General features: G+C 36.4%; 19 protein-coding genes. 1 reads left to right on the top strand and 18 read right to left on the bottom strand.

What is annotated here, in order from left to right; translation table 11 throughout:
* Positions 1–67: 67 nt before the first annotated feature.
* From EQM13_RS00815 to EQM13_RS00790, 6 genes are all read right to left on the bottom strand, one after another.
* On the bottom strand, positions 68–634 hold the full coding sequence (locus EQM13_RS00815) for a histidine phosphatase family protein (RefSeq protein WP_071140621.1): 567 nt from the start codon (positions 632–634) through the stop codon (positions 68–70).
* 35 nt (positions 635–669) lie between these two features.
* Entirely contained in the window at positions 670–1,395 is a 726-nt protein-coding gene (gene cobS, locus EQM13_RS00810) for an adenosylcobinamide-GDP ribazoletransferase (RefSeq protein ID WP_128751652.1), read from the bottom strand.
* A complete protein-coding gene (cobU, locus tag EQM13_RS00805) occupies positions 1,392–1,928 on the bottom strand; it encodes a bifunctional adenosylcobinamide kinase/adenosylcobinamide-phosphate guanylyltransferase (RefSeq protein ID WP_114219583.1) in 537 nt (178 codons plus the stop codon). The genes cobS and cobU overlap by 4 nt, the downstream gene beginning before the upstream one ends.
* A gap of 5 nt (positions 1,929–1,933) precedes the next feature.
* On the bottom strand, positions 1,934–3,001 hold the full coding sequence (gene cobT / locus EQM13_RS00800; protein WP_128751651.1) for a nicotinate-nucleotide--dimethylbenzimidazole phosphoribosyltransferase: 1,068 nt from the start codon (positions 2,999–3,001) through the stop codon (positions 1,934–1,936).
* Positions 3,002–3,243: 242 nt separating this feature from the next.
* The gene (locus EQM13_RS00795) at positions 3,244–4,056 is read right to left on the bottom strand and encodes an alpha/beta fold hydrolase (protein WP_071140617.1); all 813 of its coding nucleotides are present in this window, start codon (positions 4,054–4,056) and stop codon (positions 3,244–3,246) included.
* A gap of 341 nt (positions 4,057–4,397) precedes the next feature.
* Positions 4,398–5,243, bottom strand: a complete 846-nt coding sequence (locus EQM13_RS00790; protein ID WP_071140616.1) for an undecaprenyl-diphosphate phosphatase — start codon at positions 5,241–5,243, stop codon at positions 4,398–4,400.
* A gap of 224 nt (positions 5,244–5,467) precedes the next feature.
* Here EQM13_RS00790 and EQM13_RS00785 point away from each other — a divergent pair, with 224 nt between their 5' ends.
* Positions 5,468–6,145, top strand: a complete 678-nt coding sequence (locus EQM13_RS00785; RefSeq protein WP_071140615.1) for a DUF1361 domain-containing protein — start codon at positions 5,468–5,470, stop codon at positions 6,143–6,145.
* A 1-nt stretch (position 6,146) separates the two neighbouring features.
* Here the strand turns inward: EQM13_RS00785 and EQM13_RS00780 are convergent, their stop codons facing one another.
* The 12 genes from EQM13_RS00780 to EQM13_RS00725 form a co-directional block, all read right to left on the bottom strand.
* Positions 6,147–7,856: an ABC-ATPase domain-containing protein gene (locus tag EQM13_RS00780; protein WP_071140614.1), complete on the bottom strand. Its 1,710-nt coding sequence runs from the start codon at positions 7,854–7,856 to the stop codon at positions 6,147–6,149.
* Between the two features lie 144 nt (positions 7,857–8,000).
* Positions 8,001–8,909, bottom strand: a complete 909-nt coding sequence (locus EQM13_RS00775) for a GNAT family N-acetyltransferase (protein WP_128751650.1) — start codon at positions 8,907–8,909, stop codon at positions 8,001–8,003.
* A 56-nt stretch (positions 8,910–8,965) separates the two neighbouring features.
* The gene (locus tag EQM13_RS00770) at positions 8,966–9,541 is read right to left on the bottom strand and encodes a GNAT family N-acetyltransferase (RefSeq protein WP_071140612.1); all 576 of its coding nucleotides are present in this window, start codon (positions 9,539–9,541) and stop codon (positions 8,966–8,968) included.
* Between the two features lie 114 nt (positions 9,542–9,655).
* Positions 9,656–11,983 carry an ABC transporter permease gene (locus EQM13_RS00765; protein ID WP_128751649.1) on the bottom strand — a complete coding sequence of 776 codons (2,328 nt, stop codon included), beginning with the start codon at positions 11,981–11,983 and terminating at the stop codon, positions 9,656–9,658.
* Entirely contained in the window at positions 11,980–12,663 is a 684-nt protein-coding gene (locus tag EQM13_RS00760; protein WP_071140610.1) for an ABC transporter ATP-binding protein, read from the bottom strand. Before EQM13_RS00760 ends, EQM13_RS00765 begins: the two co-directional genes overlap by 4 nt.
* A gap of 65 nt (positions 12,664–12,728) precedes the next feature.
* Positions 12,729–13,973 (bottom strand): sensor histidine kinase, encoded by a 1,245-nt coding sequence (locus EQM13_RS00755; protein WP_071140609.1) that lies wholly within the window; start codon positions 13,971–13,973, stop codon positions 12,729–12,731.
* Positions 13,970–14,668, bottom strand: a complete 699-nt coding sequence (locus EQM13_RS00750; protein ID WP_128751648.1) for a response regulator transcription factor — start codon at positions 14,666–14,668, stop codon at positions 13,970–13,972. The genes EQM13_RS00755 and EQM13_RS00750 overlap by 4 nt, the downstream gene beginning before the upstream one ends.
* 211 nt (positions 14,669–14,879) lie before the next feature.
* Positions 14,880–16,970 (bottom strand): catalase, encoded by a 2,091-nt coding sequence (locus EQM13_RS00745; protein WP_206172765.1) that lies wholly within the window; start codon positions 16,968–16,970, stop codon positions 14,880–14,882.
* A gap of 117 nt (positions 16,971–17,087) precedes the next feature.
* Entirely contained in the window at positions 17,088–17,297 is a 210-nt protein-coding gene (locus EQM13_RS00740) for a hypothetical protein (RefSeq protein WP_128751646.1), read from the bottom strand.
* Positions 17,298–17,299: 2 nt separating this feature from the next.
* A complete protein-coding gene (locus EQM13_RS00735) occupies positions 17,300–18,400 on the bottom strand; it encodes a GerAB/ArcD/ProY family transporter (protein ID WP_128751645.1) in 1,101 nt (366 codons plus the stop codon).
* Between the two features lie 3 nt (positions 18,401–18,403).
* Positions 18,404–19,576, bottom strand: coding sequence for a Ger(x)C family spore germination protein (locus EQM13_RS00730; protein WP_128751644.1), 1,173 nt, complete (start codon positions 19,574–19,576; stop codon positions 18,404–18,406).
* Positions 19,573–21,195: a spore germination protein gene (locus tag EQM13_RS00725; protein ID WP_206172764.1), complete on the bottom strand. Its 1,623-nt coding sequence runs from the start codon at positions 21,193–21,195 to the stop codon at positions 19,573–19,575. The genes EQM13_RS00730 and EQM13_RS00725 overlap by 4 nt, the downstream gene beginning before the upstream one ends.
* Positions 21,196–21,359 lie beyond the last annotated feature (164 nt).

Raw genomic sequence — 21,359 nt, 5'->3', positions numbered from 1 at the left:
TATTATACCACTCATAGGGAATCTTTAAAAATATAAAATTTAAATATTAAACATAAATAATAGTATATCACCTTTTATTAATGCATTTTATATATTTATATCCATCATCTGCCGATATAACCGTGATACTTCCGTTATCTGCTCTAAACCTATAAAAATATTCCACATTATCGAATACCCAGCATAAAGCACATCTTATTACTCCTTCATGGGTAATAACGAGTACATTTTTATTTTCCGATATAATATTTTCTAAAAAATCCTTAGTTCTTTCGTATATATCTTTAAGGCTTTCCCCACCGGGTATCCTATAGTTTATATAATCCTTTGTCCACAGAGAAACCTCTTCAGGATATATCTTTTTTATTTCCTCATAAGTTTTTCCGCCGAATATGGAAAAATTTATTTCTTTGATTCTATCATCATGTATTCCCTTTACTCCCAAAATTTTCGAAGTTTCCATTGTTCTCTTCAATGGACTTATATATACTTTTCCGAAGGACATATTATTTACCGAATTTTTAATATTCAATACCTCGGTTTTTCCCTTTTCGGATAAATGTATATCAGAACTTCCGTATACTTTCTTTCTGTTTTCTTCAGTACTTCCATGGCGAACAAATATTATATCCATAATCACACTCCCAAATCAGAAAAAGAACAGAGACATTATATATACATAAAGGACAGTAACGATACTATTTCTGTAATTTCAATACCTGCCCCATATACATCTCCTGTAAAGCCTCCAATAACTCTATATGTTTTTAAAGCCAACAGAAAAGCTGCAAATATGGAAATCCCCAAAGGAATCAAATACAAGGGATTTACTAAAAAGGTAATTAAAACATATATAATCCCACCTATAAAGGCATATTTTTTAGGATTACTTTTTTTAAACATATCTCCCAATCCCCCGGGTCTCGCTATTTTGCCGAAGGACATGAATATGACCGCTATAAGCCTTCCGTTCCCACAGGAAAATACCAATGCCGGCAATACGTTTTCTTTCATATTGGATATAATAACATACTTTAAAAGTATGTCCAAAACTATAGCCACCACTCCGTAAGTTCCCGCTCTGCTGTCCTTCATTATTTCAAGTATTCTTTCTCTTGTCCTCGCAGAAAAAAATCCGTCAAAGGTATCCCCTAAGCCGTCTAAGTGAAGGCCTCCGGTAAGTATAACCAAGGTCAATACAGCCAAAAAAGATGCTATATCCATATTTACCCGAGAAACCAAACAATAGACAAGCCCTGCTCCCGTACCTATAATCATCCCTACAAATGGGAAAAAAAGAGTGCTCCGAGATAAATTTTTATCGTTAAAATCAACAGAAATGTTTATGGGAAGTCGAGATAAAAACTGAATTGCCAATATAAAACCCTTCATCATTTCAGTTTCACCGGTATTCCACAGCATACCAAATAGACTTCATCGGAAACCGAAGCTATCCTTTGATTTATTCTACCTTGAATATCTCTAAAAACTCTTCCTATATGACTTTCTGGAACTAAAGAATCTCCCACTTCATTAGTGACCATTATTAAATTGTAATTTCTTCTTCTTATTTCATCTATAAGACATTTTAGTTCGTTAAAAACGGTATTCTCTACCTGACTTTGAAGCTGAAAAGAAATAAATTCTTCATCTTTAGTAATGTCAAACATCCTATTTGATAATAATACGGTAACACAATCCAATATGTAATTTTTTTCTTCTCCCACTGCTTTTTTTAAATCATAATTTCCCTCGTAGGTTCTCCAGGAAAGAGGCCTGCTCTGTCGGTGAAGAATAACTCTTTCTTCCATTTCTTTGTCATAAATTTTTGACGTGGCTATATATACCACATCTTCTTTATTTTCATATAGGGATTCTGAAAAGGAACTTTTCCCACTCCTTGCTCCTCCTGTCACCAAAATTATCATAGTCATCACCTTATATCTATTAATACATCTTTATCCAAAGTTGATTCTTCAAATGTTGCCATATGGTCCATAACGTATAATGCAGCTTCTATTACCTGAAATGCCAGAGGACATCCGGAACCTTCTCCCAGTCTCATTTCCAAATCAAGCATAGGTTTAAGACCTATTTCCTTCATCATATATATTGCTCCAGGTTCTTTTGACAGATGGGACGGGAAAATATACTCTTTGGCTAAAGAATTCAGCCGTACCGCACAAAGAGCTGCCGCAGAAGAAATTAATCCGTCTATAACTATAGGTTTTCTGTTTTTGGCCGCCGACAAAAAACATCCGCACATCCCCGCGATATCAAAACCTCCTACCTTTGATATAACATCTATAGGATCGTTTTTATCCGGCTTATTTATTTCTATTGCTTTTTCCACAGCCTCTTTCTTATGCTCAAACTGTTCGTCGGTAAGCCCAGCCCCTTTTCCACAAGTAGCATCGGGATTAAGTCCTGAAAAAATACTTAATACTGCTCCGCTGGTAGTCGTATTTCCTATTCCCATTTCTCCTGTTCCTAAAATATCATATCCTTTTTTGCACGAAGAATCCGCTACTTCAATTCCCGCTTCTATAGCTCTTATCGCCTCATCACGAGTCATAGCCGGTCCTTTTGTAATATTTTTTGTACCATAATTTATCTTTTTATTTAATACTCCCTTTAAAGTTATATCTCCGTTGACTCCGATATCAACTGTAGTTACATCTGTCCCTGTAAGCTTGGACAATACTGAAACACCTGTATATCCTTTAATTAAATTTTCTGTAAGTATCTTGGTAAAGTATTGAGGACATGCGCTTACTCCTTCCTCCACTACTCCATTGTCAGCGCACATTACTATTATATTTCTTTTATCAATTTTATTGTGTATATTTCCTGTAATTCCTGCCATTTTAATTACTATCTCTTCCAATACCCCCAGGCTTCCTATAGGCTTAGTGAGATTATCAAGCCTTTCCTTTGCTTTTTTCTTTGCATCTTCGTCTGCAGGTTTTATAGATGCCAATGTATTCTTCAATAATTCCATTGTATATCTCTTCCCTTCGTCAATTTTCAGATCTCCATTAAATTATAAATCTATGAAAATGTTTCGTCAAATACAGATATCATTAATATACAATTTATGATACGCTTTATAACAAAATGAAAAATACCTAAGCCCATCTTCTTAAGTGCATTTCAAACATTTTTTACATTGCTTTTTTTAAAAAAAGAAAAGTCTAAGGATTTTATTTCCTTTGGACTTCCGGAACCTCTATCTTTTAAAAATTATTCTTCAATAAAATTCATTAATTCTTTATTAAATAAGTCTTTTTGATCATAAAATGATCCGTGACCGCTATAATTAAACGGTATAAGTTTAGAATTTTTAATGTATTTTTCCTGTACTTCGCCTAGTTGAAATGGGACAACCTTATCATGGATACCATGAATAATTAATGTCGGAACATTTATTTTCCCTAAATCACTAAATAATTGCTCATTTATCCAGGTATTTGCAATAGCAGCAGTCGACCATCCTGCTGCTTGTAATCCTAATTGTAGAAACCAATAGGAAAATGGTTGAGTTATATATTGAAAGAAAAATATATCACCAAAATTACTAAGCATTTTAGGTCGGTCCGTATATGTTCCTTCAATTATTTGATTTACTACTTCAACGTCTATTCCATAAGGAAAGTTAGGAAGCTTTATTAAACTAGGAGCTGCCGCTGCAAATAAAGCAAGTTTAGATACTCCATATCCATTGTGCCTAGACATATACCTAATAGCTATTGCCCCGCCTGTTGAATGGCCTGCAAGTATAAAATCTTGTAATCTAAGTGTTTCAACTATACACTTAACATCATCGGCCAATCGATTATAATCATATCCTCTCCACGGTTTATCTGACTTGCCAAATCCTCTTTGATCTATTCCTATACATCTGTATCCCCATTTGGGAAGTTGATCAAATTGATATTCAAATAACTCATGACTTCCAGGCCATCCATGTAAAAAAACTATTGTTTTCTTACCCTCTGGATTAAGATCTTCTACAAAAATTTTTACATCTGATTCTACATTAACATAATATCCCACCAATATTCCCCCCTATAATTAAATATCTATCTGTACATTGGAATATTATTCTATTAACTATATATTTATGAATATTTAAACTGATTTTTTAGAGGTACTTTTATTATGACATCATCTTCTAAAATGCTTATCTCCAATTTAGCATTATTAAACTTCATATACAATATAATCTTTCGTTATCTTCTAAGTTTCTGATGGGTGAAAAAAATATGAATAGAAAAACAAGTTGAATAAAGTATCGTTATGTTTGGGGACTGTCGAAAAATAGATAGATAATCAAAAATGAAGATGGTTTCGTTAGTCATCTCCATTTTTGGTCTGCCCAGCACGGGTGGCAGCTTTTAAAATATTCCCCTAAATCCTGCAACTAACACTATAACCGCAAATATCATTCTATATATTGCAAATATTCTCATAGGTTTTCTCTTTAAATATGAAATAAACTTATCGACCACTATCAATGCTACTATAAAGGAAACTATAAATCCAACAGCAAGGGAAATTATTTCGGAAAATGCAAGAGCAGATATTCCTCCAATTTTTATAATTTTTAAAAGACTCATTCCAAGCATAACAGGAATTGCTAAAAAGAAGGAAAATTCTGCGGCTTGAACAGTAGAAAGCCCTGATACCCATCCTCCTATAATAGTTGAAGCTGACCGTGACATACCCGGAATTATGGCTAAGCACTGAAATATCCCGATAATCCATGCCTGCCTTGTTGTAACATTTAACCCCTTTTTTGTTGAATTTCTGCTTCTGAATTTATTTTCAGCATATATCATCCATATGCCGCCTAAAAATAAAGCTATAGCTACAGTGACCGTATTAAATAAATACTTATCGGATAAATCATCTAATAACAGTTGGCAAATGCCTCCGGGAATACAAGCGATGAATATCATAAACCAAAATCTAAACCCCGAGTTTTTATATCCGACTTTTTGAGGGAAAAAATTTATAAGTGTATCTTTTATCTTTTTCCAATAGAGTACAACAATAGATAATATTGCTCCAAGCTGTATTACATATGTATACATCTCAACATAATTGGGACTGATACCTTTAAACTTCATTAAATGTTCGAAAATAATCATATGCCCTGTTGAAGATATAGGCAAAAATTCTGTTATTCCTTCCACAATTCCCAATATTATAGATTTTATTATTAAAAATATTGTATCCATTATTTATCACCTCTCCTTAAAATATATTAATTGTTTAAACCTTTTATTAAAAATATACTTTCTGTAAATCCATACCTTTAATTTATCATATATAATCATAATCCTACAAACACTTTTCCTAATTAACAGACCATTAATTTCTATTATATTAGAGTGAAATTATTTTTTTATAATATTATTTTATGATATACTAAGTTAAAATCGACCAAAAAGGAGAACATGTTATGGCATTTAAGTTAATTCTTTTATGTTGTTTAGCGTATTTTTTTATGAGTATATGTGTTTTTGCGGCTACCTTTGATTTTATACATATTATGATGGCTTGGAATTTATTTTTAGCTTTCCTTCCTCTGCTTTTCGCAAAACTCTCTGAAAAAAATTTTAAAAAGTTTAAAAAACTAAAAGTAACAGCGTTTAGGTTATTGTGGCTGTTCTTCTTTCCCAATGCCTTATACTTGATAACGGATTTTATTCATATCAATAAAATAAAATTTTATTCAAAGGAAAATTCCTATGCACCTTTTTTCTATTCTTCCGATATAATAGCCTGGATAAAGCTTGTGCATATAGGGCTTGGAGTATTTTTAGGAACTTTAATAGGGCTGCTTTCTTTATATATAATACATCAATCCCTTCTGAGAAGAAAAAGCAAAACAGCTGCTAATATTATAATGGTAATTATTTGCCTATTGAGTGGATATGCTATTTATATAGGAAGATTTCTACGATTAAATTCTTGGGATATTTTAAGGCCTCTTTCACTATTATCAAAACTCATAAACAATATAACCCCATTTTCTATTAAATTTTCCTTATTATTTGCCGGATACATTTTAGCTGTTTATTTCATCTTCTATGTGTTTTTTCATAACAAAACATCAGATGACAATATTTATCCGTAACTCAGGCTTTTATTCTCAGTTCTCTATAACGGTTTATTGCTCCGCATAGTTCATGTTTTCTGGGTAATGCTAAATTCCCCGGATGCCCTGTATAAGGTGAAATACTGTCCAATCCCGAATTTTCTATTTGTTTGAACAGTTTATCCGCCGCCTCGGAAATCGATATATTATCATCAAATACTCGTTTCCCCAAAAAATCAATCATTGCAGCAATACAATTTGTCTGGCTCTCATCTGTAAGCTGTTCCAAACTTGACAGATCAATAGCTGATCTTCCATATAAAATAGTGTAATGTCCTTTAGGTTTAATTCTTCCTTCCTTCCCACTTTTGATAAATGCTGATTTAAGAGGAACCCGAGATGTAATGCTCCCGAAATTATTCTCTTCTGCCTTCTCTCTTTCATATCCAACGGTATTTGCAATATTCTTAGCTGTTACAGTAACATCCTTCGGAACATATTCATCCATCATAATAACCTGATCAGCTACATCAAAATAATCACCTGATCCTCCTACAATCAATATGGTAGAAACTTCATATTCTTTATATAGAGGTCTCACTTTGTCAATAAAAGGAGTAATGGGTTCCTTATCTTTTGAAACCAATTTCTGCATTCTTCCATCTCTTATCATAAAATTAGTCGCCGAAGTGTCCTCATCTATCAATAAAAGTTTGGTACCTGCTTCCAAGGCTTCCATAACATTAGTTGCCTGAGAAGTGCTTCCACTGGCATTGTCTGTAGAAAATTTAACTGTATCCTTATTATTGGGAAGGTTATTGATAAAGGGGCTGATATTGACCTTTTCAACACTGCGGCCATCTTCAGCACGTATTTTCACCGCATCTTTTCTGGTAATAACAAATTCCCTTCCGTCACCTGATATGTGGTTGTAAACTCCCATTTCAAGGGCTTTCAGCAATGTGGATTTCCCATGATATCCTCCTCCTACAATTAAAGTTATTCCCCGGGGAATTCCCATTCCTTTTATCAACCCATGATTTGGCAATAAAAATTCAATCTCAAAACTATCAGGACTTTTAAATGGAATTGCTCCTTTAAGTAAAGGTCTATCCGATATACCGCTTTCTCTCGGTAAGACAGAACCGTTGGCAATAAATGCAATCAGCCCTTTTTTATCTAATTGCCTTCTAATATATTCCTGATCTAAAATTAAATCTACCTGTTTTTTCATAGTCTTTTGATCAATATTCTTATAGAGAACTCCATCTTCCACAATCTGAGGAAGAATATCAGAAAAAATATGATTGGCCGCCTTACCTAAGACTCTTCTTCCGTTGGCAGGCAATCCAATTTCAAACCTCACTTCAATGTGATTCTTGTTTATCAATACCGACGTTCTTTCAAGCATCTCCTGTCCGCAACGGTCAATAGTTAAAAGACCGCTTTTCCCTGTTCCTCTTTCTCCTTTATTGAAACGATAAATACTGTCTGAAAAAGCTCGTGTTAAAAAATCTGAGGAGGCTATTATTTTATCCTTGGTATCTAACAATTCATCAGGAAAATTAGCTTCTTTCCGAGATATAATGATACGGCATTTAGACGGAGGGGCAAAGGGATCTGCCTGGACATGGTCAATAGAAAGTATGTATTTCCCAAAGTCATATTCTCCCTTTATTTCTTTATAAGCGGAATATCCTCTTCCATCTATTGAAAACAATAATTTTTGAAGTTCACCATAGTTTTTCAAATTTCGTTCCTCCTTTTGACTTCTGCAATTCGTTTAAATAATGAAATCCGATTATTATCATCTTTTAATTAAAACGAAATAAATATTAAAAATACTGCAAAAAATATAATTATTTAATCAAATTATACTCTGAACAGATAAAATCTACTTCATTTTTGTTCTCAAATCATATTTATAACATATGGCCTTTTCAACTTGTTTAAATCCCTCTTGGAGATATAAAGCCCTTGCTCTTTCATTTTCTGCATTTACACAAAGTATTGTCCTGTTATAAGCCCTTTCCTTTGCAAAATTCAGCGAAGCTCTTAAGAGAATTCTTCCCAAGCCTTTTCCCTGATATTCCGGTATAACGGCAAGAGGGCCTATATTCATGATTGGTAAATCTTCATATTCATCCGCACTTCCCCTGACTATACCTACGGGTTTATCCTTATGATATAGTATCATCATCCCACCTTCTATATTGTCATCACTTGAAATCATCTTTGTAACCGTTTCCGAATTAATGGGCGCCTCGCTTCCCTGAAGTTTTGCAAATCCTGCATTTCTGACATCACACCAAGTTTTTTCATCTTTCCCAGGTTGAAATGGTCTGATTTCATAATCTTGAGGCAAATTGAGTTCCGGTATTTTCATATCATCTCTCACCAGAATGAAGGAATATCTCTCTATGGCAAAATTTAATCTTTCAATAAATCCGATTAATTTTTTATTTACTGCCGGGACAAACAAAGAAACCTTGTCTAATCCCTTTGTATGATTTAAAATAGCTTTCATAAGCATATTATAAATTGAAATATCTTCAATTTCCGAATGAAATATTCTGAAACGTGCCTTTTTATCTCTTCTGGCATAATCATCAACAATAAGTGAGATAGCTGCTATCAGCTTTTCCTGATAATCGGTAACGATATAAGTGGGATTTTCCTCTCCAATCTTAAAATCTTTTAAATCTTCATCGTATAAAAAAGAATCATCGATCTCCATTCTGTGCTTCTTACAGTACATTATAAAATCTTCCGTTTTTTCATCTTTTAAAGCTTCAATTTTCATCTATTCTCACCTCTTATTTCAGTACAATTTATTGTCACTCATATCACCAAATATTTTTAGTTTCTTAAGTATTTACGTACAATCACTTCTTTTTCCAATTCCTTATGAACCGAAAACCCTTGGGAAAGGTACATCGAGAGAGGGCCATGATAGTTTTCCTCATCGGAAGCACATTCCCGCTGAGGATAGGCTTCTGCAATTAAAAAACCCTGCTTTTCTAATTCCCCACATGCTTGGGACAATAGTTTCTTAGCTATGCCTTTATTTCGATACTGCTGAGCTATTGTAAAACACACAATAGCACCAATATTTTCTTCATTACCTATCACTTGAGGATAGAATACTTTCAATCCGGGAAGTTTGGATTTATCATCAAAATGACACCATCCCACAGGTTTGCCATCTGCATATGCCAACAGGCCCTTCATCTTATCAGACAAAATCATCTTCCTTGCAATTTCCCTGTTTTCTTCCGCCGTCTGATTTTCCCATTCTTCAATATTGTTTGCATGAAAAAAACAGCAATAACATCCGCATCCCCATTCAGGGTGATCTGGGAATGCAATGTGTTCAAAAAACCGAAAGAAATCATCCACTAATTCAGGTGTAAGTTTTTTAATTTCAATATTCATGACATGCCCCTCCTTTAATTATCTTATTTTCCGTTCTTAATTTAATGTATATTTTATTATATCATAAAGTAAAAGCTACCACACTCGGAAACGGTATGATAGCTTTCTAAAAAATTATTGTGCATTTACTACATTTACAATATCCATCTTACTGATTTTCTTCACCGGCCCAATGACAGATAGGAAAGTAGCCAAAAATGTAATGCCAATAATGAAGACAAGGACAACGAAGGGAGGCTGCCATTTAAGTCCCCAGTGGGAGGTAATCATGGAATGAAAAATAAATCTGTGCAAGGGCAGGCCCAAAATACAACCTGTTAGACATCCGCAGACCGCATAAGTAACGGCTTCTGCTGTTACCATACGATGAAGCTGTTTGCCTGACATCCCTACTGCCCGCATCATTCCATACTGATTCATCCTGCTGGAAACACTGACATTCATGCTGTTAATAATGTTAAATACCGTGATGGACCCGATAATCACTAAAAATCCATAAATAAAGATTGCGTAGGTATAAAAAGCAGTTTTGGCTTCCTTATTACCTTGTCGCCTGTCGGAAAATCTCATTTGGGATGTGGTCATGTTTCTTATCTGAGAAACTGTTTCGTCACTTGCATCCTTTTTCATTTGCATATCAATAATAGTGTAACCCCGTTTTCCGGTCAATTTTTTAAATGTCTTTTCGGAACAAATTACGGTTTGAGTTCCCGGAGCACTGTCAAATGGGCTTGACGATAGTATCCCGGCAATTTCAACATTTTTTTCTCCTGATGGAAACTCCAAATCAATTCTATCGCCTTTTTTCCATTTAAGGTCATCGGAATATACGATCAGGACTTTATCCTCTTCTTTTACTACCTCATCAACGCTTCCTTCTGTAAGCTGTTTTTTCGCCCATTCAAACTGGTTTTTCTCATATGAAATTAAATTGATTTTTCCATCCCCTTGTGTACTTGTAGCCGGTATATCATAAGCAAACATACGGCCATAAGCACGGTTTACTCCCGGGTTATTTTTAATCTGTTCAAAAAGATCTTCACTTAAGGAAGTGGTATTATCTCCACTGATAACTGAAATATCAGGAGCATATGGTTTCAAAGGCTGTATTGCCTGATGCATAAAATCCACCGTTACATGAAAGGTTAAAAATAGGATGATACTCATAGCAAAAGAACCGGTCATTAACAAGATATTTTTTTTGCTGACAAAAGCATGATGAATACCCATGGCAATTTCCACCCGTTTATGCATAGTTTTTACCGCTCTTTTGGATTGAAGTACATTGCTTTGTCCGACATTACCGGTTACCGCACTGAGAGGAGATACTTTTGCTGCCCTTTTACAGGGAGAAAGAGAGGCTAAAATAACTGTTAAGAACCCAACCACCACTCCTGAAATCAAGCTAATCCAGCTGATACCGAATAGGGGCATATCGCCGAAAAATGCAGGATTGACATATTTTAAAAAAGCACAAGATCCCCAAAGAATAAGAGTTCCCAACAACAAACCTATTGGAATACCATTTAAGCTGAAATGAATTCCTTCCGTAAGAACAAATTTTTTAACCTGTTTTTTAGATGCTCCAAGGCAGCGCAACAGTCCAAAAAACTGAATACGTTCAAGAACACTCATATTAAAGCTGCTTGCAATCATCAATACTCCTGCAGTCAGCACCATCACGAAAAATACTGCAGCCGTTCTATAAAGATACATCACATAGCTGTTACGGCTTTGTCCGGTCAATCCAAGAAGTACAGCATTTTCAGAAACCTGATCCTCTGAAAGATGATAGTTATCTTTAATTTCATCAATAGCCTTTCTCATATTGGCACCATGTTTAAACTGGATATAGTAACGAGCTATGAAATTTTTGTCCGCAATAGCCCTGATTCCACTTTCAGAGAGAACCAATCCATAAGTATCAGCTTTAAGTAACATACTCATGTCTTTAAAGGAACCAACAATCTTATATTCCTTCTGTTCACCGTTTGGAAGTGTAACCGTAGCCGTATCACCGACAGAAATATTTTTTTGCTTCATTGCCAGATTATTCAGCAAGGCTTCATTCGATTTTTGGGGATAAAAACCATCCTGCAAAACAAGAGTCATTTCCGGGGCAAGAGCTTCATTCATCCCAACAAAGGCAAGGGGTTTATCCCGTAAAATGCCATTGCTGCCCTGTAGAACCCATCCGGAAACTGCTACGTCTACCCTATTGCCGATTAACTTTGCTTTTTCCTCATCAATATTCTTAATAATAAGATGCCAATTTCCCTGGGAATTGATCTGATATATAGTTTGGGCACGGACTGCCATATCCGCTAAGCCGAAAATAGCCGTAACCAGACATACGGCAATCGCAATACACCATACCGTAATTCTATTTTTCTTCTTATGAACTCTTCCGTATTGCCCAATCAAATCTAAATAACTTTTCATTCAGCCCTACCTCCCAAATCAGTCAGTATGCCGTCGGAAATCTGCAATACACGGTCAGCCATAGAAGCAATATTCTTATTGTGGGTAATCATAAGAATTGTCTGCTGATATCGTCTGGAGGCAGCTTTCAAAAGAGTAACAACATCATTGCTGTTTTTGCTGTCAAGGTTTCCCGTCGGTTCATCAGCAAGAATCAACATTGGATGGGTAATCAATGCTCTCCCGATAGCAACCCTTTGCTGCTGACCGCCCGAAAGCTGCCGCGGAAGATAATTTTTTCTATCCCGCAATCCCAATACCTCTAAAATCTCTTCTACATATTTCCGATTTGGTTTTTGATAGTCAAGAAGCAGAGGGAAAATAATATTCTGTTCTACATTAAGTTCCGGGATTAAATTATAAGATTGAAATATGAACCCAATGTTTCGGCGGCGAAAAATCGTCAGTTTTTCCTCTCCCATGGAAAAAATATCCTTACCATCAATAAAAACTTTACCGGATGTAGGAGTATCCAATGCACCAATCGCATTTAAAAGGGTACTTTTTCCGGATCCCGATTCTCCGACCACAGCAACAAATTCACCCTTGGAAACAGAAAAGGACATGTCTTTCAGTGCTTCAACTTTTGTATCTCCCTTTCCATATGTTTTACAAAGATTTTTCACTTCTAACAGTTCCATTTTTTATTCCACCTTTCTTTACGGTTAGACTATCACATTAACCTTACTCTCAGGTGAATTTTATCTTACATATTTGTAAGCTTCAAAAAATCCAGTGTAAAGATGCTGCCCTCCCCTAATGTGCTTTCCACAGTAATAGTACCGTTATGAGCTTCCACGATGGATTTTGCCAAAGACAGTCCTAACCCGATCCCTTGTGTATCCTGAGAAAACCGGCTTCTGTAAAAACGTTTAAAGATATGGTGGATGTCCTCGGGATGAATGCCCGCACCATTATCTTTTATTATAATTCTTGTAATGGCCGGCGTTTCTTCCCATGTGATTTTAACTTCCCCTCCTCTTTCCATATGATCCAGGGAATTCTTAACAAGGTTTCCGATGGCTTCCGTTATCCAAACCTCATCACAATAGAGGGCGACATTATTTGATCCATTTAATGTGATATTTTTATGTTCCTGTTCCCTGCGTGTTTCAAAATCAGATATAATCTTTTCCATGAGTACCCGAATATTTTTTTCTTTTTTATTCATTATGATCGTTCCCGAATCAAATTTTGCAATCTTTAAGAGGTTCTGAATTAAAATTTCCATACGAGTCAATGCCTTTTCTATATTGCCTGTAAATTTCTCTACTGTTTCTTCATTTCCGCTTTCTTCCTGAATGATTTCATTGTACATTCTTAGGGCGGTCAGTGGTGTTTTCAGTTGATGAGAAATGTCTGAAATAGTTTCCTTTAAGAACTCCTTTGTATATTTTTCTCTTTCAATATGAGCATTTAATGAGGTTGCCATTTCATTGACAGAAGCAAAGAGTTTAGACAGGCTACCTTCTTCATAGCCATTGATTTGTATAACGGTGTTACCGTTCATAAAGCTGTTAATAGAATCATTTGCTTTCTCAATATCATTTTGCTGACGTCTGAAATACAGAAAAAAAGCAGTTAAAATAAGTATACTGACTATAACTACAAGCATTGCTAAAATTAAACGATATCTTAGTAGGAGTATATTTACATCGGGAAAAAGCCGATTACTGATTCCTACTTCATATCCCAATTTTTTTAAAAATTCTTGCCCTAATGAAAGCTCCTGTTCCGTCTTTTGGGTTGCAAAAATAGTTGAAACATCAGAAGGGCTAACTCCATGTTTCAACATATACCCTGCGATCTCATAATTATTAGTAAGGAGCTGAGCTTTAAAATCATGAATAATTACCTGGGAAAAAATTAGTCCAGACAGTAAAGCAATTATTAAGGCAATGGAAATTTTCCAAAAAAAATAACGAATATCTTTATTTACAAATAATTTCATATATTATTTCCCCCTATCACATTCCACTTATAGCCAATACCACGTATGGTAAGAAGTAAGCGGGGATGATTTGGATCTTCCTCTATTTTGCTGCGCAGCCTGCGGATATAAACGGAAAGGGTATTATTATCTACAAAATCCCCGTTATCGTCCCACAGTTTGCTGAGTATCTTTTCCCGCGTTAAAACGATATTTGGATTTTTCATCAGCAGACAAAGGAGCTTGTATTCTACCGCAGTTAATTCCAGAATCCGCCCATTTTTTATAACCCGGTTGTTTAATAGTTCAATTCTGATACCATTGGAATTCAACTTATAAGTCTCTTCTTGAAAAGCATTTGTCCTGCGGAGCAGAGCTTTTATACGGGAAATCAATTCGTTAAGTTTGAAAGGCTTGGTAATATAATCGTCCCCGCCCATATCAAGTCCCATGACCACATTCACTTCTTCATCGGAAGCGGTAAGAAATATAATCGGTACTACGGATGACTGCCTCACCCTTTTACAAATATCAAAGCCGGTCCCATCAGGTAATGTCAGATCTAAAATCAGCAGGTCATATTTACGATTTTCATATAGAGTAAGGGCTTCTTCAACAGTTCTTGCCACATGAACATGAAACCCGTTTTTTTGTATGGAATATTCTAAACCGTCAATTAAATTTAAGTCATCCTCAACCAATAATATATTATTCATTTCCATACCCCCTCCTAAATAATGGTATTTATAAATACATTTATAGCTAACTCTCTTATATATTATAAAAAAATAGAAATTTCCACGTTTTTTGATTTTCATTTTATACTTAACTTTAACTTAATATAAATAATCTGAGATTTCTTTTATTATATCATAAGACAAAGCTGCCATATTAAAAATCATATGGCAGCTTTCAATAAATCTATTTTTAGCAATTTCTTCCCCAGTGACGGTCCATAGAGATCAGTTTAATGAACTCCTCAAAAAATTTAGTCATATCCTGTGTATTTTTAACTTTCACAACTCCGAGTTGCGTTTCCAATTCTCCTTCGATTTTGCTTTGAGACGGAGATAAAGAGGAAACATCTGTCGAATCAAGAAAATCTGCGCCTTCATCGGAAGCTGCAATGCTTTTGGCATGATGGAATGCTTCATTAATAAAATTTCGTGTGCAAAAATGTTTCGACAATTCTGCGATGCTATCCCTTCCTCCAGGTATGTAAACTGCATCATAAAAAACAGCATCAGCAGTAGTAAAATCTTTTGTTGCTTCCAGTTGATTTCCGTCCTTTCCAGTTACCATACCAAGATGAGAACTTATTAACTCCGATGACACCCCTGCACTATTTAGTGCATCCATCATCTGCATAACGGATTTAGTGCAAAACCCGTTTTCAATAAAAATAGCTACCTTTCTCGTCATGGCAGTTTTTATTGTGTTCTCCTGACTAAGGGCCGGTGAAACAGCACCTACTTTATTTTCATCTGTATTAGCCGGCGCATTTACCCCGATTCTATGAGCAACCTGTTCCGCAAGGTCAGGTGCAACATTCCCGAACATATCTACTACCCGTTGTTTAATATTTTTATCCTTGACGCTTCCCACTTCATAATGAAATGCATCGACAATATGTTTTTTTTCGGGAATTGACATGCTATTCCAAAACATCGTGGCTTGACTGTAAAAATCACGGAAGCTCTCACTTCGTCCTCGAATTTTACGGCCATCTATTTTTTCCGTATAATGAACAAATCCGCCTTCTTCCTCAGTAGCCGGCATCGGCGTATTCTGCGCAAGGGTATTGGGGAAATAGCTTGTAACTCCTGGATTAATGGTCATACGGTGCATTCCGTCACGTTGGTTGTTATGAATAGGCACTATAGGACGGTTTATCGGAATTTCGTGAAAATTTGGTCCGCCAAGGCGTGTCAACTGAGTATCTTCATAGGAAAATAACCTTCCCTGCAACAACGGATCATTACTGAAATCAATCCCTGGTACAATATTTGCAGGACAAAATGCTACCTGTTCCGTTTCCGCAAAAAAATTATCCACATTTCTGTTAAGAGTCATCTTCCCAATGATTTTTACCGGTACCATCTCTTCAGGCCAAAGTTTAGTCGGGTCGAGAATGTCAAAGTCAAAATTGAATTCCTGATCCTCCTCGATCATTTGAACTCCAAATTCATATTCCGGATACTGTCCCTGCTCAATTGCATTCCAAAGATCCCGACGATGAAAATCAGGATCTTTGCCACAAAGCTTTTGTGCTTCGTCCCGCAGCAGGGAATGGACACCAAGCAACGGTTTCCAATGAAATTTCACAAATCGGCTTTTCCCCTGAGCATTGACAAAGCGGAATGTATTGACTCCGAACCCTTCCATCATACGAAAGCTGCGAGGAATAGCCCGATCCGACATCAGCCACATCACCATATGAGCTGTTTCAGGCGTACTCACCACAAAATCCCAAAACGTATCATGAGCTGAAGTCGCTTGCGGTATTTCATTATTGGGTTCAGGCTTAACCGCATGAATAACATCTGGAAATTTAATTGCATCCTGAATAAAAAAAACAGGAATATTGTTACCTACAATATCGAAATTACCTTCCTCAGTATAAAATTTAGTCGCAAATCCCCGTACATCACGCACTGTATCTGCAGAACCACGGGATCCGACCACTGTAGAAAACCTAACGAAAACCGGAGTCTTAATATTTGGATCCTGCAAAAATTTTGCTTTTGTATATTCTGTCATTGATTCATAAACCTGAAAAAAACCATGGGCTCCAAACCCTCTGGCATGTACCACCCGTTCGGGGATACGTTCATGATCAAAGTGTGTAATCTTTTCACGAAAGTGAAAATCTTCAAGTAATGTAGGTCCTCGCAAGCCAGCTTTAAGTGAATCATCAGTATTGGAAATTTTCAATCCCATATTTGTAGTCATTTTTTGATCTTTATTGTCTACTTGGTGTTTTTCCATTTGTTTCATTTTTTCAATATCTTCTTTCACGTTACCCCTTCTTTCATAAAAATTACAACAATAGTATTCCATTACCATCATTTTTTATACAAAATTAGTCAATAAATGCAATTAATGAAGGGGATATATTGCGGGTAATATTTAACATCAATAGCTCATTCCCAGGGATTTGAGTACATCTCCCAATAGAAGCATAATACTGGGTATTTCTACACCGCTTACCTCCAAGATTGCTATGGTCAATCCTAAAATAAACAATAGAAGAAATGCGATTATGTCATGTCCTAAATGCTTCCGAATTAATGGTACTAAATCTATCAGTGCAATCAGTGTAAAACTGATCAATACCAGCGCCATTACTATACCTCCTTCTCTTTAGGTAGCTTCCTCAGCTTAGCTATAACAAAAGTTAAAAGCGGCATCAAAATTTCAAAAAATGTCCAGAGAATAGGTGTAATTTCCTTAGCAGATGCGGCATGGTGTAAAGGAGATGGATACAGCGTGAAACTGTAAGCAGTAATCAGTGCACCTGCTGCCAATATGAGATGCCGATATGATTTGGTCTTCATGATTTGTGCTACGGTAATCACCGATACATAATACAAAAATGTAATTTTAAAAAACAGTAACATAATCAGCATAATCGCAAATAAGATCTCCACGCGGCTGAGGGCCTCTCCCAAGTTAACCAAACGCAGCGTTACCAGCGTTGGCAGTGTAAATATAGGAAGTGTATTGCCCAGTACTGCAATATCGCGTGATATTACTACCAACACAGTAATCCAGCCTAATGTAAAACCTCCGAAAAGGTATTTCGTAGTATCACGACGAGTTAGTTTCACGTTGGGTGTGATCATTAAAAGTGTTACCAACTCACCAAAAGGTATTGTACTAATGATATGGGTACCCTGTACATATTTGATAGCCGGAAGGTCGAACATGGGCAGAAAATTCTGAAGGTTGATTTGATTAAGTACCAGCAGGACAGAAGCAATCAATATAGAAAAAGCAACAAACACAAACAAAGCACTATACTGTGTAATTAATCTGATTCCATATTTTACGGCCCAAGCCATTACCAGCATGCACGTGACTATCAACACCACATCCGGTGTTCTTTTCATAAGAGTAAGTTTTGAAAAGCTTCCCATATCACTTAAATTCAATGAGGTCAGTGTGATAAAAAACCATGCATAGGATATCCCAATGATTTTACCCACAACCGGGCTATATACTTCTTCCAAAATTTGTATCAAATTATAATCGGGAAACATAACCATCAAAGTCCTGTACAGCCATATAAGCGGAAGACAAACCACAACACCAAACAGCACTGCCAACCACGAATCTTGTTTCGTAATTTCGGAAAGGAAAGCTGTCAACAGTGATGAAGATTGAATGAAACAAGTCACCGTGAACATGAACTGAACACCCGGAATCTGTGCCTTATCAATTCTCATATTTTATTCCTCCTTTATTCCCAGAGGCTGTGTGATTTGACCAGTCACCGGAATATGCGCCTTGACCTGAACATTTAATTCGATATCGCGAAATATTTCATCCCAGGAATCCTTCATGCTTTTCCACTCTTTAGGATATTTACGATATACAGACGTTCCAAACCCATAAATGTCCGCATTTAGTCTGCGCGCTGTTTCAAAACTGTTCATTATTTTCCGTTTTATTTCTTCTTGAGCTATCTTGACAAGATAAGGCATTAATTCTTCTGATGTCGTTTCACTAAAACCGCTGATCTCACCAACGCTAAGAGTAGTATTTACTGACAGTTTTACTCCTATTCCACCGTCCTGTCGTATTTTTACATCCCTTTTACAATCCAACTTTATAATCTGAAACACCGCTTTACCCACCTCAGTGCTGGTTACAACGTTACAATGCTTTACATCCCCCATTGCCCATATATATCCTAATGTCTCGTCATTACTTAATCGGTCAATCATTTTGTCTCCCTTAAACACTGCCATACCGGTAATCTTGATTTCCTCCATCTTGCCTTTTTTAGTCACTGTAACTATAGGTACCACAGGTGAAGTGGTTTCTTCCAATAATCGAGATACAAAATCCAGCATTCGTACCTGATAGTATGAGGATACGGAAGACATAGTTCTTATTACACGGGATATGAACATACCTGAGATCCTGTCCTGACTCAGTTTGGCTGCAAGAGCCTCTTCTCCACGTCCATCAACTACTATCATCAGCACCTCCATGCGTGAATCCTGGTCGCGCATAAATAAATCTATGTGGTCCTTGATTCCTTGTTTAGCCAAAGAGGAACCAAACAGCAAAACCTGATTGTGGTTCAGCATCAGTGTACGACTACTGTCCCTATTGAATTCCATCAATCCTTCCATCATAGTACCGCTTTTGTTTTTTAGTAGTATTATGTAATTCTCCTGAGGTTCTGTATCCCCGGATCTTGAGGATTTCGATTGAGACTTAGCTATTTGTACCGTGATATCCATTTTCTCGGGATCATCGGATTCATCCAATGCCACACCGGTGACAATGAACAGAGTATGAAGTTCGTGTTCATCCCAGCAACCTGATAAAAATATCATCAGCAACAGGGATAATAAAAAAACAGCTAATAAACGAAATCGTCGTGGAATCATTGCCTTTCTCCTTCTGGGTCGTCTTCGTCCTGAGTCTCATAGGGCCTGAGGGGAGGGATAAAGAAATGAGTACGTGTAGTATCTCCCTGTGCAATATCTTTGGGACGTTTGACCATAGTCCAAAGCGGCATGCGGACTACCGAATCCTGCAAATTTCTGGTCCAAGCGAAACCGTCAAAGTATGGTACACCGAAGGACGTCAAAGATCCCAGATGAATCAGCAGCGCTAAAAATCCCATGGAAATGCCGTACCATCCCAAAAACGAGGCCAGTACCATCATAACCACTCGCAAGATAGAACCTGATTCATTTTGCATAGGTACAAGAAATCCAGCTACTGCCGTAATTGCAACAGTAATAACTACGGGTGCACCGACCAATCCAGCTGATACGGCTGCATCCCCCATGATAAGTGCACCTACAATACTTACAGCCTGACCAACCGGACGTGGCAATCGGATTCCGCCTTCTCTCAGTATCTCGAAAGCAAATATCATGATCATCGCTTCAATAAAAACCGGAAATGGCGTCCCTTCCCGTGCATTTGCAATAGTAAAAAGTAACGTGGTAGGAAGCAATTCCTGATGGAAAGCTGTCAATGCAATGTAAATGGAAGGTCCGAATACTGTAATAAAGTAAGCAATGAAGCGCAGTATCCGTGTTATACTGGCATATAACGGACGCATGTAGTAGTCCTCGGCAGTTTGGAAACTTTCAATAAACAACATAGGTGCAGTCAATACAAAAGGTGTTCCATCCACCACGATGGCTGTACGTCCCTCCAATATCCGTGCTGCAACTACATCAGGTTTTTCACTATAACCTACCGTCCCAAATGGAGAAAATGGTGCATCTTCGATATATTCCTCTATGTAGCCCGACTCTAAGATTGAATCCACATCCATATGTTTTATGCGATATTTAACAGCCTCTACCACTTTCATATTAACCACACCACTAAGATACATTAAACACACATTTGTTCTGGTTTTTTGGCCTAAAATCATGTTCTCTACACGTAGTTGTTTATTGGAAATCTTACGTCTAATTAGTGCCGTATTTGTACGCAAATTTTCGGTGAATCCTTCCCGTGGTCCCCGTACTACAGTCTCTGAATTAGGTTCCGTAACGTTACGTTTATCCCAGCCTTTGGTATTAACAATAAGTCCCGACACACAGCCATCAACAAGTAATGCCGTATTACCTGAAAGACAATTTGATATGACATCCGACAATGACTTAACAATCTCTACATCTCCGGCACACAATGCCTCCTGCTCAAGCACACTTATTAGTTCGTCCTCCAAGGGAAAACTATTGTCCTTAAACTGCCAACTTTGTACAGGACGCAGTATTGCATTAGTCAAAGTAGCATTGTCTACCAGTCCATCGATAAACACCAATACTCCTGCTATGCTGCTGTTCGCTCCAAATCGGAACGGATGTATTTTTAAATCACTGCTGTTTCCTAATATAGTTTTCAGACTATCCAGGTTTTCCCGAAGCTGTTTTTTTATTTTGATTGGGCGTTCCTTTATGGTATTCTCAGTATTATTCTGTTGATAATTCCTATAATGATTTAAAAATTTTATTTTTCTCACAAAAAATTCAAAAAACAATAAGTTCACTTCCTCTTATGGAATTTTTCATTTTTTATAGTATAACCAGACTTCTTTATCCCTATGTGCGTATATCAGCAATATATTTATCCGATAATAACATCTATCCGATAAAAATTTTGCAATAAATATTTATTTCCCCTATAATCATATAAAACCTTTCA

Origin of the sequence: Acidilutibacter cellobiosedens (assembly GCF_004103715.1) — a bacterium.
In the GTDB taxonomy this organism is placed as follows: domain Bacteria; phylum Bacillota; class Clostridia; order Tissierellales; family Acidilutibacteraceae; genus Acidilutibacter; species Acidilutibacter cellobiosedens.
The sequence above is the reverse complement of the archived record's forward strand: the minus strand, read 5'-3'. Positions and strand labels throughout refer to the sequence as shown.

What these genes read in the sequence shown, in the direction of transcription:
- EQM13_RS00790 (WP_071140616.1), bottom strand. Translation starts at nt 5,243, where the DNA reads ATGGATACAATATTTTTAATAATAAAATCTATAATATTGGGAATTGTG.
- EQM13_RS00775 (WP_128751650.1), bottom strand. Translation starts at nt 8,909, where the DNA reads ATGAAAATTGAAGCTTTAAAAGATGAAAAAACGGAAGATTTTATAATG.
- EQM13_RS00785 (WP_071140615.1), top strand. Translation starts at nt 5,468, where the DNA reads ATGGCATTTAAGTTAATTCTTTTATGTTGTTTAGCGTATTTTTTTATG.
- EQM13_RS00730 (WP_128751644.1), bottom strand. Translation starts at nt 19,576, where the DNA reads ATGATTCCACGACGATTTCGTTTATTAGCTGTTTTTTTATTATCCCTG.
- cobS (WP_128751652.1), bottom strand. Translation starts at nt 1,395, where the DNA reads ATGATGAAGGGTTTTATATTGGCAATTCAGTTTTTATCTCGACTTCCC.
- EQM13_RS00750 (WP_128751648.1), bottom strand. Translation starts at nt 14,668, where the DNA reads ATGAATAATATATTATTGGTTGAGGATGACTTAAATTTAATTGACGGT.
- EQM13_RS00760 (WP_071140610.1), bottom strand. Translation starts at nt 12,663, where the DNA reads ATGGAACTGTTAGAAGTGAAAAATCTTTGTAAAACATATGGAAAGGGA.
- EQM13_RS00735 (WP_128751645.1), bottom strand. Translation starts at nt 18,400, where the DNA reads ATGAGAATTGATAAGGCACAGATTCCGGGTGTTCAGTTCATGTTCACG.
- EQM13_RS00815 (WP_071140621.1), bottom strand. Translation starts at nt 634, where the DNA reads ATGGATATAATATTTGTTCGCCATGGAAGTACTGAAGAAAACAGAAAG.
- EQM13_RS00770 (WP_071140612.1), bottom strand. Translation starts at nt 9,541, where the DNA reads ATGAATATTGAAATTAAAAAACTTACACCTGAATTAGTGGATGATTTC.
- EQM13_RS00765 (WP_128751649.1), bottom strand. Translation starts at nt 11,983, where the DNA reads ATGAAAAGTTATTTAGATTTGATTGGGCAATACGGAAGAGTTCATAAG.
- EQM13_RS00755 (WP_071140609.1), bottom strand. Translation starts at nt 13,973, where the DNA reads ATGAAATTATTTGTAAATAAAGATATTCGTTATTTTTTTTGGAAAATT.
- EQM13_RS00740 (WP_128751646.1), bottom strand. Translation starts at nt 17,297, where the DNA reads ATGGCGCTGGTATTGATCAGTTTTACACTGATTGCACTGATAGATTTA.
- cobT (WP_128751651.1), bottom strand. Translation starts at nt 3,001, where the DNA reads ATGGAATTATTGAAGAATACATTGGCATCTATAAAACCTGCAGACGAA.
- cobU (WP_114219583.1), bottom strand. Translation starts at nt 1,928, where the DNA reads ATGATAATTTTGGTGACAGGAGGAGCAAGGAGTGGGAAAAGTTCCTTT.